Genomic DNA, 16,959 nt, shown 5'->3' with positions numbered 1-16,959 from the left:
TAAAAACTGAATTTTTAGAATTCAATATTTAATCCCAATGTATATGTTTTTGCAGGAGGAGCGGAGTAAAAGGAAGCACCTGTTCTTACTCCAGAATTTCCATTAAAATCCGCAGTGGATTCAGGATCATATCCTTCATAATCAGTAATTGTCAATAAATTGATACCACTGAAATAGAATCTTACTTTTTCTAAAAAGAATTTTTTAGAGAAAGTTGGGTTGATAGTATATCCTAATGTAATATTTCTTAATCTGATAAAATCTGCTTCCTCTAGATAACGAGTAGAATCAGCTTGCCCATTCTCCTGACTTAATCGTGCCTGAGGTACGTTAGTAATATCTCCAGGATTTTGCCATCTATCTAGTTGATCTGAAGTTTGATTATCCAAGAATTTACCGTTTCCGGAAGAGAACTTACCTGCTTGATCAAAAATAGAAGCTCCAAACTCTCCCTGGAAAGTAAATTGAAAATCAAAATCATTTACTTTTAACGTATTTGTAAATCCAATCTGATAATCTGGAAATGGATCTCCGGTAACAATTTTATTAGCTTTAGATACGCTATTTGTTAGTACTTTATCTAAAGAACCATCTGCATTTACTGTATTGGTGTAAAATAATGCGTCTCCATTAGCAGCATCAACACCTGCATATTCATATAGATAAAAGGATGAAACAGCTTCTCCTTCTCTTATAATATTTATTCCATCTATAATGTCTCCACTAGGAAGGTCTGTAATTTCATTTTTGTTTTGAGTAAATAATGCACCTATATTCCAGATTAAGGAAGGTTTAGAAATAATTCTTGCAGTAAGATTAATCTCAAATCCTTTATTTACAATCTCTCCAATATTTCTAACAATAGAAGTAAAACCAGAAGTACCCGGAAGTGGTTGATTAAATAATAAATCATTAGTGGTTTTATTATAGTAATCGAATTCTCCTGAAATGGTATTATTGAATAAACCAAAATCAACTCCTAAGTCATATTGAGTAGTTTTTTCCCAACGTAATTCATTGTCTCCTAATTGGATAGGTGATACTCCAAGTCGTTCATTATATGTAGTAATTCCGTAAAGGTCTTTGCTGGCAAAATCTCCGATTTCTGCGTTTCCTGTAATACCCCAACTACCTCTTAGTTTTAAATTACTAAGAAAGTTAGAATTGCTTAAGAATCGTTCATTACTAACCACCCAAGCCGCTGATGCTGCAGGGAACCAACCAAATTGGGAATCTTCTCCGAATCTAGAAGATCCATCACGACGAATACTCAAATTGAAAAGGTATTTATCTGCAATCGAAAAACGTGATCTGGCGAAATATGATAAAAAGTTATATTTAGTTTTGTTAGAACCACCGTTTGTTATTAAAACCGCATTATCTAATGTTTGTAAATCATCTGATGGAAATCCTTGTCCTATTGTAAACTGACTCTTACGATTGGTTTCTTCAAAACTTGCTCCAAGCGTGGCAGAAAAATCTACAATATCTCCCAGACTTCTCTTGTAGCTTAAGTAATTGGTTAAAATATATCTTTCCGTAATCGCATTACTAACAGTACCAACTCCACCAGCAGATGCAAATTCGGTTAAACTTCCAGAAAACCTTTCTGCATTTTGGTTATTAGCATCATAACCGATTTCAGATTTCCATTTCAGGTAGTCATTTATATAAAAATCACCATATATATTTGCTGTTGTTCTCCATATATCGGTAACAAATCTTCCAGTTTGTTCTTGTCCTAAGAAGTTTTGGAATAATGTAGAATTACCATCTACATTTGCCGTTCCATCTTCTAATAGTGCTGGCGTTAAAGGTGATTGACCAATAGATTGTAGTGGAGAAATAAAGGCGTTATCATTTGATAATCGATCGATAGTTACTTTAGAGAGGTTTATATTTACTCCAACAGTAGATTTCTCTGTAATATCGGCATCTATTTTACCTCTTAATGTATAACGATCTAGCTCATTTCCTAAAATAATACCTTCCGTTTTGTTATACGATGTAGAAACAAAGTATCTGATTTTTTCACCTCCACCAGATGCAGACAAGTCTATATCCTGTGTAATTCCTTCTACTAATGCTAGATCTTGCCAATCAGTATCGACTTCATTATTTCTCCAGTCACGACCTAAAGATAATTGATCAAATTGTGTTTCGATTTCACTTAATGGAATGCCACTATTTTCTGCAGCTTCTGTGTAGAATTCTACATACTCCTCAGAATTTAGGAATTCTCTTTTATTAGTAGCGAAACTCCATCCCGAAGCTGTATTTAAGGTTACTTTGGTTTTACCAGTTTTACCTTTTTTAGTAGTAATGATAATAACTCCATTTGTACCTCTAGCTCCATAGATAGCCGCTGACGAAGCGTCTTTTAGAAAATCAATAGATTCTATATCACTAGGATTAAGTCCGATAAGCGGATTGATAGGAGAGTTGTTTATCGATTCATCATCATTGATTAAAGGAACTCCATCCAGTACATACAAAGGTTCTTGAGATGCACCGATAGTAGAAATACCTCTAATTCTAACTTTAATTCCGGATTCTACTCTCCCCGAAAGTTGAGTTATTTGAACTCCAGTAACTTTACTAGTCATTAATGATTGAATACTAGGAGTATTCACATCGGCAATATCATTAGCACGGATGCTTGATATACTAGCGGTTATTTGCTTTTTTGAAGAACTACCATATCCGATAAGTACTACTTGATCTAATCCTTCTACATCGTCTTTCAAAGTAACGTTTATTACTGTTGATTTAGTAACAATAACTTCTTGTGTTTCAAAACCAACATAAGAGAACACAAGTATGTCTCCTGATTTGGCTTCAATAAGATATTTTCCATCAAAATCAGTTTGAACTCCATTATTAGAGTTTTTAACTAGAATGTTGGTTCCAGGAAGTGGTATTCCTGATTCGTCAATAACTATTCCTGTTATCGTTTTTTCCTGGGCTTCTATAAGGCCAGAGCACAGCAGCATAAGCATAGCTATGCTAAGTTTGGTTAAGTTTTTCATTTTTGGGCGCGTTTTTAATCGGGGGCAAAATTACGCCAATCCCGTAAAAAAAAAGAGCCCTACATTATAATAACCCCCTATAAATGATGGGTTTGTCTTGAGAATATCTGAATTAAATAAAGAGATGAATTGAGTTATTCTTAATAAAAAACAGTATTTATTGATGTTTTCTTAACAAAACACTTGATGAACATGAGTTTTTCTTAAAAATTAAAAAATCGCCAAAAGCAGTGTTTGATTCGATAAAAAGCATATACTGTACGTTTATTCTTTCTTATTTGAATTATTTACGATCTTGAAGTGCAAAAACCTTACGCAATAAATCAGTAGTTCTAGAACTAAGTTTAGTTCTAATTTCCCCTTCTTCTATCGCAATCATTTTATATACACCATCTAATGCTTGACTAGTTACGTAGTCCGTAAGATCAGGATTTACATTACTGGTAAAAGGAATAGCATTGTATTTTTTAATAATATTGGACCAAACACGATCTGCACCAACCTTAGACAGTGAGCTTTTAATAACCGGATTAAATTTTCCATAAAGAGCATTCTTGGTAGTGCCTTGTAAATATTGTGTAGCAGCATTATTATTACCTAATAAAATTTGTTTAGCATCATTAAATGTTATTTGTTTAACTGCATTCACAAATATAGGTGTTGCTTCTTTTACGGCATCTTCAGCAGCTCTATTAAGAACCTTAAGACCTTCATCGGCTAGGTTGTCAAGGCCAATATCTCTTAAGGATTTATCTACTTTTCGTAATTCATCTGGTAATACGATTTTTACCAATTCATTTCTGAAAAAACCATCTTTTTGAGTAAGTTTAGTTACTTGCTTATCGATCCCTTTATCCAGCGCTTGTCTTAATCCATTACCAATATCAACATTACTAAGACCTAATCCTCCAGTAGTTTCTTGTGGAAGACTTTCTATTACTTGCTGCAGTTCTGCACAGCTGGATAGTTGAAATATAACTAGCACTAAAAAAATTCTTTTCATAATTTCTTATTAGATTTGAGATGATAATGATTTAATATGAATTCAAAGGTAATTTTTTTCATACTATCTATTTCAATCCTCTCTTGCAAAAATAGAGAAGATCTTACGAAAGTAGAATCAAAGGTGTCGAATAATTTTGATCAATATATAACTATTTTAGGAATTGCTCAGGATGGCGGTTATCCCCATATTGATAATACTGAGGAGTTCAATGATGTTAAAGAAGGGAAATACAAGAAAGAACTAGTTGTCTCTTTAGGAATCATAGATAAACAGAAAAGAAAGAAATTCTTAATAGAAGCTACGCCGGATTTACCAGAACAATTAGCTATGTTGGATGCTGGACATCTTCAGCATGATGTTATTATTGATGGAGTATTCTTGACACATGCACATATAGGCCATTATACGGGGCTTATGCATTTTGGAAGAGAAGCAATGGGATCAAAAGGTATTAATGTGTTTGCAATGCCAAAAATGAAATATTTTTTAGAAAATAATGGACCTTGGTCTCAATTGATTGATTTGCAAAACATAAAAATAAATTCACTGGAAAATAAAATCCCTATTGATATTACCGAAAATATAAAGATAACTCCATTTCTGGTTCCGCATCGTGATGAATTTTCTGAAACCGTTGGATATCTGATTAATGGCAAAATAAGATCTGCTCTATTTATTCCAGATATTAATAAATGGTCGTTATGGAAAAAAAACATTGTAGATGAAGTTAAAAAAGTGGATTATGCATTTATCGACGCTACCTTTTTTAAAGATGGAGAAATACCAAGACCAATGGCAGAAGTTCCTCATCCCTATATTCAGGAAACGATTGATTTATTTAAAAACGAATCCAAAGAAATAAAGTCCAAGATTATTTTCATCCATTTTAATCATTCGAATCCCTTAATTCATAAGAACAACAAAGAAAGAATTCAATTAGAAAAAGAAGGATACCGATTTGCAAATACAGAAGATGTTTTTCCATTATGAGAAAACTATAAGTATCATTATCCATTTAATATATTTTCTAAAAGTACTTTCAAGTGACTGAAGGTTATAAGTTTTAATAGTAAGATTTGAAACATAAAACCACCGAAAACAGGGGGTAGTACTATGGTGTTTGGACTTATCTTTACCGTTGTGATAAAATAACATAGAGGATTACATATGTTTTGGAAAAAAGACTTGAAATTACCTATTACTCTAGAAGATAAAAAATGGGTTGAAGAAAGCATTACATTTCTTGAAGACAAAATAGGAGAAAAGGAAGCTGAAATAAGAACTGTATTACCAACTCATCCTTATTTTCAGAGGGAGTTTAAAGGTACTATATCTGATGTGAGGTTTTTACTGAGTATGATCATGAAACTGATGAATATAGAGAATGTAAATATTCAGGTGGAATTATTCAATACGGGATCTATAAAAACCAAAGACGGAAGAATTCTCACGACACCAGCTGATATCAATGGAAGATGGAAAAGTGCTACAGGAATGTATCAAAATGTAAATGGTATAACGACCATTTTTATAGCTAATGATCAACTTAAGAAACCAGAATCCCTAATCGCTACAATTGCTCACGAATTGTCGCATCAACTACTTTTGGGAGAACATTGGATTAAGGATAATGATGAGTATCTAACAGATCTTTTGGCCATTGTATACGGTTTTGGGATTTTTATAGGGAACTCAAAATTTAATTTTTCTTCGGAACAAATAGGATTTAATAATATCTGGAAAATGAGTAAGCAAGGATATTTGCCAGATCAAGTTATTGCATATGCTATGGCGTACTTATCTTTAAAGCGTGGAGAATCTATTAACTATGTTACGTTTTTAGATAAAACGATTGCAAAGTATTTTAAACAAAGTATAAAGTATCTTAAAAAGAAAGATTTTAAATTTGTTGTTTTAGATTCCGTAAAAGAAATTATTACTACAGCAGAAGCTGTAGAGATACCTGCAAGTTTTAAAGAAAATATTTTAGAAGAGAAGCTACAAGAAAAATCAATAGATTCTAGAGAATTTAAACTGGATGATATTATTGGATTAGAAACTGTATCTATAGTAGAAGCTTGTTCTCAAGAAGATATTCCATTAGTAAAACATTTACTGCAAATAGGAGCAGACGTAAATACTACTTCTAAATTAGGTTTTTCTGCTTTGAATGTGGCGATTGTTAAAAATAATATCAAGTTGATAAAAATACTTCTTGATGCTGGGGCAGATATTAACTTTCAGAATCCAGATGTATTTGGTTTGGGTGAAACACCTCTTGTGTCAGCAATTAGGAAAAGTAATGAAGCTGTTATAAAGTTATTGTTAGATCACGGAGCAGATCCTACTATATCAAATTATTTTCATAAGACACCTTTAATGATAGCAGCACAAGAGAATTCAATAGAAGCAGTAAAATTACTATTAGAAAATAAAACGCCAATTGAGCAAGGAAAACATACTGGTGTATACGTAGAAACACCACTATGTATTGCCGTTTTAAATAATCATAGAGATATGGTTAGCCTTCTTATTCAAAATAAAGCAAAGATAAAACCGCTTAGAAAATTACCACGACATAAGATAAATCCCAAAATGGTGAAATGGTTAAAACAACGTAAATACCTGTAAAAATTAGTATACTCAGTTTTAATATTCGAGCTATGAAAAAATAACCGTTTTGTTACTATATACTAATACCTTTCTTTCTACGTGATGCTTTATGGCTCGTGATAAAACAATCTTTTCTAGATCACGACCTTTCAGAATAAAATCTTGTACGTTATGTATGTGTGAGACTCGCACTATTTCTTGTTCTATGATTGGTCCTTCATCAAGATCCGAAGTAACATAATGACTAGTAGCACCAATTATTTTCACACCACGTTCATAAGCAGAATGATATGGTTTTGCTCCTGGAAAAGCAGGTAAAAACGAATGATGAATATTAATGATTTTGTTAAGATATTCATCTACAAAATTAGCGGAAAGGATTTGCATATATCGCGCTAAAACAATGAAATCAACTTTATGTTCCTTTAATAGTATTAACTGCTCTTCTTCTGCTTGCTCTTTATTAGATTTATTGACAGGTATGTGTTTAAAAGGAATATTAAAATTATCTGCAATTGGTTTTAGATCCAAATGATTGCTTACTATAATTGGAATCTTAACCTGTAGCTCGCCGGAAGCATGTCTTCCAAGAATGTCGTATAAACAATGATCGTACTTAGAAACAAAAAGTGCCATTTTTGGTTTCTTCTCTGCATTATACATCTCCCAGTGCATGCTGTAAGTATCGGCTACTTCTTTATTGAAAGATTCTTTAAATAATGCTAGTTTTTCTTCATCTTGATCAAACTCACATTCTAATCTCATAAAGAACTCACCTAATTCTCGATCGACATGTTGTTCGATATAGACTGTGTTTCCTTTTTTAGCTAAAATAAAATTTGTTACCGTGGCTATGATTCCTTTTTTATCCGGACAGTTAATTAGTAAGGTTGTCTTTTTCATGTATCAATTGGGTTGATTTTTTCCTTTCCGGATATAAACTTACTATTTAAGAAGGTAAAGGTTATACTAATTCCTTATAAAGATGAGGTGCACGAATCGTTTTTGAATAATTAAAAATGGATGACTGTTTTTTCTGAATTATTTATAAAAAATAAAGGCTGATTTTAGTAATAAATCAGCCTTTACAAATTTATGATTAGATCGAAATTATTTAATATCCTCGATTGTATTATTAATTAATGTTCTTAAGTGATCTTTATGAGCCTTTGATAATTTATTCCCAGTACCATTAGATACCATAGATCTTATTCTCTTTAAATTATATAAAGCCATTGATTTAGAAGCGTAGGTGTATTTTGGCCCTTTAGCACCTGAGTTTTTGGCTACATTGATAAGTCTTTTAGTATATTCTAATTGTAGGTTTTGTCTAAAAGTATTCACAGAACCTGCAGCATCAGCCTGAAAAATAGCATTGTTAAGATCAGACATAAACTCTGATAATTTGTACTCATTACCATATAATTCAGAATCAGTAATTCGCTGTAAAGTATTAGGATGTAAAATATGATCAAGTACCCTTTTTTGAAAACCAAGTACAAGGTCATGAATCTTAGGGTCTTCTGGACCTCCAAAGAAATTATATCCTCTTCGTTGCATTGCAATATAGTTGTACAGATCATTAGGAGCTTTATATGCATCTGAAGCAAATACATACTTTTTTAAAGCATTCATGGCTCTTTTTTGATCTTCATAACTAACAGGTGTGAAAGGTTTAGCATTCGCGTCTTGTCCTACCATACTTCTATCCACATAAACACCACCAATAAATCTAGAGATCACATTTCCTGCCTGCGCGTACTGACCTCTTAATATGTAATATGCTTGTCTTAGTTCTTGATAAGATTCTCCTTTTTTACTGAACTTCAGTTTGATCTCACCCATCATATCGTTCACTAATTCCATTCTATTGATGGAATATGTTATTTGATCATTGGACATATCACCAATCATTACTCTTGGATCTATTGCTTTTCCAGGAGAACGCATATCATCTGCGTCATTACCAAAAATTAATTCAGGTTTAGTGGATTGACTGGCGATTTTTTCTAGCTCTTTTTCAGAATTTACTGGAGTATATCCAAATTGAATTGCCCATTTATCATAAGGTCCTACGGTTGTAGAAAAATAATGTCCTTGATTTAATTTGTCGTTTGTAACATTAATCGCAGTATAATCCATAACAGATCCTGTAAGGCATTTATCTTTAATGAATTCAGGATTATTTAATTCTTCTGGAGAAAACAACTGACTTGCTTTCATATTATGATTTAATCCTAGCGTATGACCCACTTCATGCATAATAAGCTCTTTCATAGCTTCCATTTTCATGCCTTTCATTTCGTTGTCATTTGCCCCATATGCTGTTAGAGCTGCCTGTCCGAATAAAGAATTTTCTTGCATTAAATGTCCATATGAACAGTATAAGTGCTTGTCTTTAATTATTGCTGGGAAATCATCTTCCTTAGTTTGGCTATTAGTAGCAAGATTAAATAATCGATCATATTTTACACGATTGGTATGATATACGTATTCTAACATAATATCAGCACCCAGAATTTCACCTGTTCTAGGGTTTACAAAACTTGGACCGTATCCACCAAAAGGAGGTCTTGGAGAAGATGTCCATCTAAGTACATTATATCTAATATCTCCAGCATCCCAAGTAGCATCGTCTGGTTGTAATTTTACAACCATTGCGTTTTTAAAACCGGCTTTTTCGAATGCTTTATTCCATTCTAGCACTCCTTCTTTTATAGTTTCTCTAAATTCTACTGGAGTTGTGTTTTCCATCCACCATACAATTGGTTGCACTGGTTCAGAAATTGCTTGACTAGGATCTTTCTTTACTAAATTCCAGCGATGTACTAAATCTCTATAAGGTGTTGGACTCGTAGAAGTCATATCAGTTACCTGCGTGAAGAAATAACCAATTCTTGGATCATCAAATCTTGGCTGATAATCATTTTCTGGCATTGCGATCAGACTATGCTCTACTTTTATAGTAACGTTTCTGCCATCGGTTACTGCATTAGATCCTCCATTAAGAATATTGGATTTAGAATATACATAGTGACTATTTATATTTAGGTTTTCCGGATAATTTTTAATTGTTTTAATTTTAGTTTTTTCTTTACTCAAAGAACCTATTTTAAAAGCAAATGGCGATTGTCCAGGGAAATTAGGCATCTTGATTTGCTCAAAAGTCTCTTTAAGAAAAAGATCATCTGATTTTATTAAATACAATCCTTTTTCTTCATCCAACGCTTCGATTTTTAAACTTGCCATGATTCCTTCACTGATATTGGCATTCGAAGCTTTAGATAAGGCGTTGTTTTTATCAAAGTAATAAGAAGCATTCTGAGTAACAAACTCAATCTTGTTATAATGCTTTTCGATTTTAAAAACTTTATTATTCATATACGCACCTCTAAAGGCACCAGCTTCTAAAACTCCATCAGAAATCTGACTGAAGTAGATGAATTCTTTTCCAATTTGATCTTTACTGATCAACATTTGGGTAGTACCGTCAATTGTATCTCTATACATGGTAAATAAACCTTCGATTTTCTCGCTTTTTTTAGTAAGATCTTCAATAGATTTTTCTTTGGAGTCTTTTTTAGCGGCATCTACCTGCTCTGTTTCTCCTTTTTTTGATTTTTTCTTTTTCTTACGTTGTGCTTCCATGTTTTGGATTCCTAATCCCAAAACGAATACAAGTGATAAGAAAAACAACTTGTTTTTTGATGATGTAATTTTCATTTTTAAAATGTATTTGTTTTCAATAATTCGGGAAGATATCATTTTCCAGATATAGTATAAAAGTGTTTAACAATTGTGTTAACATATTATTAATATATAATCCCTTAAAGTAATTACGGTTTTGTTGTAATATTTAGAGAAGAATAAATGCTAAATTTGAACGATGAATAATGAAATAACCAATTAGGTTAAATAAATTATATAATTCTAAAAAAATAATCGTTTTTGCTGCGTATTTCGTAAATTAGCGGCTCTAAAAACACCTTTTATTGTCAATGGAACAAATTGCACCTTATAAACCGAAAAATAAAGTTAGAATTGTTACTGCAGCATCATTATTTGATGGGCACGATGCGGCTATCAATATTATGCGTCGAATTATTCAGACTACAGGAGTAGAAGTAATACATTTAGGACACGATAGAAGTGTCGAAGAAGTTGTGAATTGTGCAATTCAGGAAGACGCTAATGCAATTGCAATGACTTCATATCAAGGAGGTCATAATGAGTATTTTAAGTATATGTATGATTTGCTCAAAGAAAAAGGAGCAACACATATCAAAATATTTGGAGGTGGCGGTGGAGTAATCCTACCCGAAGAGATTAAAGAGCTAATGGACTACGGAATCACTAGAATTTATTCTCCTGATGATGGAAGAGAGTTAGGGCTACAAGGAATGATTAATGATCTTGTAAAGCAATCTGATTTTCCGATAGGGGATAGTCTTAATGGAGAAGCGGATCATCTAGCGGATAAAGAAATTGGATCCATTGCACGTGTGATTTCCGCAGCAGAAAATTTTCCTGATATAGCTAAGGATACCCTTGATCGAATTCATGAAAAAAATAAAACATCAAAAACACCAGTTTTAGGTATTACTGGAACAGGTGGAGCAGGAAAATCTTCATTGGTAGATGAATTAGTTCGTCGATTTTTAATTGATTTTCCTAATAAAACAATTGGATTAATTTCTGTAGATCCATCTAAACGTAAAACAGGTGGAGCTTTATTAGGAGATCGTATTCGTATGAATGCGATTAATTCTCCTAGAGTTTATATGCGTTCACTAGCTACGAGACAATCTAATTTGGCATTATCCAAATATGTTGCAGAAGCTATTGAAGTCTTAAAAGCAGCAGAATTTGATCTTATAATTCTAGAAACTTCGGGTATTGGGCAATCCGATACTGAAATTCTAGAACATAGTGATACTTCTTTATATGTAATGACTCCAGAGTTTGGAGCAGCTACTCAGTTAGAAAAGATCGATATGCTCGATTTTGCAGATTTGGTTGCGATCAATAAATTTGATAAAAGAGGATCGCTCGATGCATTAAGAGATGTGAAAAAACAATATATGCGAAACCATCAGTTGTGGGATATCCCGCAGGATGATTTACCTGTATACGGAACCATAGCTTCACAATTCAACGATCCAGGAATGAATACGCTTTATAAAGCGATTATGGATAAGGTAGTGGAGAAAACAGGTGCAGATTTAAAATCTGATTTCCATATTTCTAAAGAAATGTCGGAGAAGATATTTGTAATTCCACCAAGTAGAACGCGATATTTATCTGAGATTTCTGAAAGTAATAGAGCCTATGATAAAAAGGCAAATGTACAGGTTGATGTAGCCCAGAAATTATACGGGATCTACAAAACAATTTGTAGTGTTGCGAATTTAGATTTTTTAGATTTATCTAAATATGGGATCGATCAAGACAGTCTAAGAGATGTTAAGAATAGCGATAATGAAGATTTCTTAAAATTATTATTAGGAGAGTTTGATCGTGTAAAATTAAACCTAGATCCGCATAACTGGGAAGTAATAATTGGTTGGGCTGCAAAAGTTCAAAAATATAAAGACCCGATTTATTCTTTTAAAGTTAGAGATAAGGAAATAAAAATTGAAACACATACTGAATCTTTATCACATAGTCAGATACCTAAAGTGGCATTACCAAAATATCAAGCTTGGGGAGATATCTTAAAATGGTGTTTACAGGAAAATGTTCCTGGTGAGTTTCCTTTTGCATCTGGACTGTATCCTTTTAAACGAACTGGAGAAGATCCAACTAGGATGTTTGCAGGAGAAGGTGGTCCGGAACGAACCAATAGACGTTTCCATTATGTGAGTTTAGGAATGCCAGCGAAACGATTGTCTACAGCATTTGATTCGGTTACACTTTACGGAAACGATCCTGATCATAGACCTGATATTTATGGTAAAATAGGTAATGCAGGAGTTTCTATTTGTTGTTTGGATGATGCTAAAAAACTATATTCTGGTTTTGACCTTACCCATGCGATGACATCTGTTAGTATGACCATTAATGGTCCTGCACCTATGTTGTTAGGTTTCTTTATGAATGCGGCAATTGATCAAAACTGTGAAAAATATATTAAACAAAATGATCTAGAAGCTGAAGTCGAAGCTAGTATCAAGAAAATATATAAGAATAAAGGAGTTGCACGTCCTGCATATCAAGGAGAACTTCCAGAAGGTAATGACGGATTAGGATTAATGCTGTTAGGAGTTACTGGTGATCAAGTATTACCTGCTGATGTGTATGCAGAGATTAAAGCGACAACATTAAATACTGTTCGTGGAACGGTACAAGCGGATATTCTAAAAGAAGATCAGGCGCAGAATACTTGTATATTCTCTACAGAATTTGCGTTGCGATTAATGGGAGATGTACAGGAATACTTCATAGAAAAGCAAGTACGTAACTTTTATTCGGTTTCTATTTCTGGATACCATATTGCAGAAGCTGGTGCTAATCCAATTACACAGTTAGCTTTAACATTAGCTAATGGATTTACTTATGTAGAATATTACTTAAGTAGAGGAATGGATATCAATAAATTTGGACCAAATTTATCTTTCTTTTTCTCTAATGGTGTTGACCCGGAATATGCAGTGATTGGTAGAGTAGCTCGTAAGATATGGGCAAAAGCTTTAAAAGATAAGTACGGAGCTAATGCAAGAGCGCAGATGCTTAAGTACCATATCCAGACATCTGGTCGTTCTTTACACGCGCAAGAAATTGATTTTAATGATATTCGTACAACGCTACAAGCATTGTATGCTATCTACGATAACTGTAATTCATTACATACTAATGCGTATGATGAAGCTATTACTACACCTACAGAAGAATCTGTGCGTAGAGCGATGGCTATACAGTTGATTATAAATAAAGAACTAGGATTGGCTAAGAATGAAAATCCAATTCAAGGATCTTTTATTATTGAAGAATTAACTGATTTGGTTGAAGAAGCTGTACTTACTGAGTTTGATAGAATTACAGAACGTGGAGGTGTATTAGGAGCAATGGAAACGATGTACCAGCGTAGCAAAATACAAGAAGAAAGTTTGTATTACGAAACCTTAAAGCATAACGGAGAGTTTCCGATAATTGGAGTGAACACATTTTTAAGTTCTAAAGGTTCACCAACCGTAACTCCAGGAGAAGTAATTCGTGCAACAGAAGAAGAAAAGCAGTATCAAATTACGATGCTTAATGAATTACAGAAAGGTAATAGTGATGAAACTTCAGAATTGTTAAAAGATTTGCAAGAAAGAGCTGTTACTAATCAAAATATTTTTGAAGCATTAATGGAAGTATGTAAAAAATGCTCATTAGGTCAGATTACTTCTTCATTGTTTGAAGTAGGAGGACAGTATAGAAGGAATATGTAAGTTGGCTCTTGCTTTTGCCTAAGCAAAAGTGCAGAGTTATATCCCAAATCTACCTGTTGGCAGACAGGCTTGTTTTGGGAGCTTAAATACACTTAAAATGAATAAAATCTCGTCCTAGGACGAGATTTTTCTTTTCTCCTAGTTTTTCTATCTTTAGAGAAACACAACTCATCATGAAAAGAATACTTATAATGCTACTTATCTGTGGTAGCGCATTTGCACAACAAAACTCATTAAAAGCATTAGTCGGTGGAACCTTGATTGATGGTTTTGGTGCTACCCCGATAAAAAATAGTGTCATTATTATAGAAAATGATAGAATCAAAGCAGTAGGTACAATCAAAACTTTAAAAGTTCCAACAAATGCAGAAGTAATTTCTACAGAAGGTATGTCTGTGTTACCTGGACTTTGGGATATGCATGTGCATACCATGATTAATGGTCATGCAGATTATTCGTACTGGGATAAAACATATCCTCCATTATTAGAGAATGTAATCATGCCTTCTTCAGCGGAACAATTATTAATGGCTGGAGTAACTAGCGCAAGAGATCTTGGTGCTCCTCTTAAAGAAAGTATATCGGTTAGAGATCGAATTAATAAAGGAGAAATTCCGGGAGCTACTTTATATGTTTCAGGGCCTTTTATACAAAAGAAACCATATCCAGGAACTGAAGCTTTTCGTTGGGGGATTGATGGGGTAGAAGACGCTAAAAGGAAAATTAAAAAATTAGCAGATGCAGGTGTGGATTGCATCAAATTAATTGATCAGGATCAAATGACCACAGCAGAGTTGCAAGCAGTAGTTGATACAGCTCATAAGTATAAATTAAAAGTTGTAGCTCACGGACATCGTCCGCAGGAGATAAGAGCCGGACTTCAGGCTAATGTGGATTGTTTTGAGCATACGGGTTTATCATCTGCTCCTAGATATCCTGATGATGTGATGGAAGCTATAAAAGAACGTACCGCACAAATGAATCTTGGTCCCTTGTTCTGGTGCCCAACAGTAGAAGGTTTATATAATTATGAATATGTAAGAGATCATGGAGAACATCTTGATAATGATTCGTGGCATAGAGGATTACATGATACAATAATAACAGATATAAAAAATAGCTTTACGCATAAAGATCGTTTACCTTATTTTCAATTAACACCCTTACGTAAACCAACGTTAGAAACTAAAATCAAACAATTAATGGATGCTGGGGTTGTGCTTATGATCGGTACAGATAGCGGTATACCAATGAAATTTCATAGTCAATCCACTTGGAATGAATTGGATGTATGGGTAAATGAGTTCGGAATTGATCCTATGTATGCAATAAAGGCAGCTACCTATTGGCCATCTGTTTGGATGGGAGTTTCGGATAAAGTAGGAACAATTACAGAAGGAAAACACGCAGATATTATCGCCGTAAAAGGAGATGTGTTACGCCATATTAGTTTGTTACAAGATGTAGATATAGTAATTAAGCATGGTAAAAGATATAAATAAAAATATACGCTGAATGGATTTAATATTTTGTAGGTTCCGGCAAGATTTTTGATAATTAATCTTGTAATTGAAAAAACATACATGAACTTTTATAGAACCGATCTAGTACTTTTATTTGCTTTTTTTATTTCTTCTTTTGGGGTATCCCAGACAAAACAAATTACCATTGTTGATGAATTTACAAATGAACCGATAGAAGGTGTTCATTTGTTGTATACTGCTCTAGAAGAAGGTAGTTATACAAATGGAGATGGGGTTGTGAATATTATTATTAGAGATAAAGATCTAACGATTTCTCATCTTAACTATGAAGATTTAACGATAATTTCTGGAGAAATAGAATCATTGGATAGGATCATGTTAAAGCCTCATAATATGGAATTGGATGAGGTGGTTGTTAATTCATTCGACTTAAAGAAAGCGCTACAATATGTGTTGGATAATTATTATAACCTATATGTAGATTATTCAACCGAAAAAGAATGTTCGTTTAAAGAAACGCTTATCGTAGATGATAGTATACATCGTTTAGTCCTTTCAGAACTTAAAATTTGGACAAAAGACGCAGGTTTTAATAACCGAAAATTAGAAAAAAACATTAAGCTTAAGTTAGGAACTGTCAGCCAAAATAAGAACGTTCCCTTGGATTTTGATATTAATGAAAAAGGAGAATCTAATCCAGAATCAAGCGGGCACATTATTACCAAAAGTTTATTGTTAAATTCATATCTCGATATAGCTATTTCAGGATTTTTAAGATATTCTGGAAATATTGAAGAAACTGTGGAAACATCTTCACCTGATATCATTGTGGTTTCATACACCACCGATTGGAAAAATGTGAATGAAATAGCAAATCGTACAAAAGGTAAATTCATTTTTGATAAAAAAACGAAGGCAATTATTGAATTTGTAAAGGAGATAGAATTGCGAAATGATGTTAAAAAAAAGACTTCAACTTTTTCTAATAAAGAATATCAATATGAAACAAAAAGCCAGTTAATCTCGTATAATTTTGCAAAGAAAGTTGATGAGAAATATAGTTTGAGCAGGTTCAGTATAGAAGCGGATGTTCTTTTATCTTTAGAGAATGATACGTATAATACTTATTTTAAGAATGAACTTTTTGTTTTAAAAGAAACTAAAAGAAGAAGGTTGGACACGAATGGTTTGGTGGATTTGGAACAACCTATTTATAAAATGCTACCCTCTAATACGATTAATTCGAATGCAATTGTTTTGACAGCAAAAGAAAAAGCATTTTTAGAATCTAAAGATTAATTCATACAATTCATAAAGTATAATACGATAGATTCTGGTTATTAAAAAAGCTAGTAACATTAATTTTTTTTTTCTAATTAGTAGATGAAACCTTA

At 33.0% G+C, this 16,959-nt stretch carries 9 protein-coding genes; 5 read left to right on the top strand and 4 right to left on the bottom strand.

Going from position 1 to position 16,959, the window contains the following annotated elements; all coding sequences use genetic code 11:
* Positions 1–14: 14 nt before the first annotated feature.
* Both Q0975_RS14725 and Q0975_RS14720 read right to left on the bottom strand, forming a co-directional pair.
* Positions 15–3,029: a TonB-dependent receptor gene (locus Q0975_RS14725; RefSeq protein ID WP_299437941.1), complete on the bottom strand. Its 3,015-nt coding sequence runs from the start codon at positions 3,027–3,029 to the stop codon at positions 15–17.
* 283 nt (positions 3,030–3,312) lie between these two features.
* Positions 3,313–4,032, bottom strand: coding sequence for a DUF4197 domain-containing protein (locus tag Q0975_RS14720; RefSeq protein WP_299437939.1), 720 nt, complete (start codon positions 4,030–4,032; stop codon positions 3,313–3,315).
* A gap of 36 nt (positions 4,033–4,068) precedes the next feature.
* Between Q0975_RS14720 and Q0975_RS14715 the strand changes: the two genes are divergently transcribed.
* Positions 4,069–5,025, top strand: a complete 957-nt coding sequence (locus tag Q0975_RS14715) for an MBL fold metallo-hydrolase (protein WP_299437937.1) — start codon at positions 4,069–4,071, stop codon at positions 5,023–5,025.
* A gap of 177 nt (positions 5,026–5,202) precedes the next feature.
* Complete coding sequence (locus tag Q0975_RS14710; RefSeq protein WP_299437936.1) at positions 5,203–6,666, top strand: ankyrin repeat domain-containing protein; 1,464 nt, start codon at positions 5,203–5,205, stop codon at positions 6,664–6,666.
* A gap of 30 nt (positions 6,667–6,696) precedes the next feature.
* Here Q0975_RS14710 and purU read toward each other — a convergent pair whose 3' ends face one another.
* Together purU and Q0975_RS14700 are read right to left on the bottom strand one after the other, a co-directional pair.
* Positions 6,697–7,551, bottom strand: coding sequence for a formyltetrahydrofolate deformylase (gene purU / locus Q0975_RS14705; RefSeq protein WP_299437934.1), 855 nt, complete (start codon positions 7,549–7,551; stop codon positions 6,697–6,699).
* A gap of 207 nt (positions 7,552–7,758) precedes the next feature.
* Complete coding sequence (locus Q0975_RS14700) at positions 7,759–10,371, bottom strand: zinc-dependent metalloprotease (RefSeq protein WP_299437932.1); 2,613 nt, start codon at positions 10,369–10,371, stop codon at positions 7,759–7,761.
* A gap of 275 nt (positions 10,372–10,646) precedes the next feature.
* Here Q0975_RS14700 and Q0975_RS14695 point away from each other — a divergent pair, with 275 nt between their 5' ends.
* The 3 genes from Q0975_RS14695 to Q0975_RS14685 all read left to right on the top strand — a co-directional run bounded on the left by Q0975_RS14695 (position 10,647) and on the right by Q0975_RS14685 (position 16,864).
* The gene (locus Q0975_RS14695) at positions 10,647–14,081 is read left to right on the top strand and encodes a methylmalonyl-CoA mutase family protein (RefSeq protein WP_299437930.1); all 3,435 of its coding nucleotides are present in this window, start codon (positions 10,647–10,649) and stop codon (positions 14,079–14,081) included.
* Positions 14,082–14,254: 173 nt separating this feature from the next.
* Entirely contained in the window at positions 14,255–15,583 is a 1,329-nt protein-coding gene (locus Q0975_RS14690) for an amidohydrolase family protein (protein WP_299437928.1), read from the top strand.
* An 81-nt stretch (positions 15,584–15,664) separates the two neighbouring features.
* Positions 15,665–16,864 (top strand): hypothetical protein, encoded by a 1,200-nt coding sequence (locus tag Q0975_RS14685; RefSeq protein ID WP_299437926.1) that lies wholly within the window; start codon positions 15,665–15,667, stop codon positions 16,862–16,864.
* Positions 16,865–16,959 lie beyond the last annotated feature (95 nt).

Source organism: uncultured Aquimarina sp. (assembly GCF_947500065.1).
In the GTDB taxonomy this organism is placed as follows: domain Bacteria; phylum Bacteroidota; class Bacteroidia; order Flavobacteriales; family Flavobacteriaceae; genus Aquimarina.
The sequence above is the reverse complement of the archived record's forward strand: the minus strand, read 5'-3'. Positions and strand labels throughout refer to the sequence as shown.

Bases quoted from the DNA above. Each gene is read 5' to 3' on its own strand.
- Q0975_RS14725 (WP_299437941.1), bottom strand. From the start codon at position 3,029: ATGAAAAACTTAACCAAACTTAGCATAGCTATGCTTATGCTGCTGTGC.
- Q0975_RS14720 (WP_299437939.1), bottom strand. From the start codon at position 4,032: ATGAAAAGAATTTTTTTAGTGCTAGTTATATTTCAACTATCCAGCTGT.
- Q0975_RS14715 (WP_299437937.1), top strand. From the start codon at position 4,069: ATGAATTCAAAGGTAATTTTTTTCATACTATCTATTTCAATCCTCTCT.
- Q0975_RS14710 (WP_299437936.1), top strand. From the start codon at position 5,203: ATGTTTTGGAAAAAAGACTTGAAATTACCTATTACTCTAGAAGATAAA.
- purU (WP_299437934.1), bottom strand. From the start codon at position 7,551: ATGAAAAAGACAACCTTACTAATTAACTGTCCGGATAAAAAAGGAATC.
- Q0975_RS14700 (WP_299437932.1), bottom strand. From the start codon at position 10,371: ATGAAAATTACATCATCAAAAAACAAGTTGTTTTTCTTATCACTTGTA.
- Q0975_RS14695 (WP_299437930.1), top strand. From the start codon at position 10,647: ATGGAACAAATTGCACCTTATAAACCGAAAAATAAAGTTAGAATTGTT.
- Q0975_RS14690 (WP_299437928.1), top strand. From the start codon at position 14,255: ATGAAAAGAATACTTATAATGCTACTTATCTGTGGTAGCGCATTTGCA.
- Q0975_RS14685 (WP_299437926.1), top strand. From the start codon at position 15,665: ATGAACTTTTATAGAACCGATCTAGTACTTTTATTTGCTTTTTTTATT.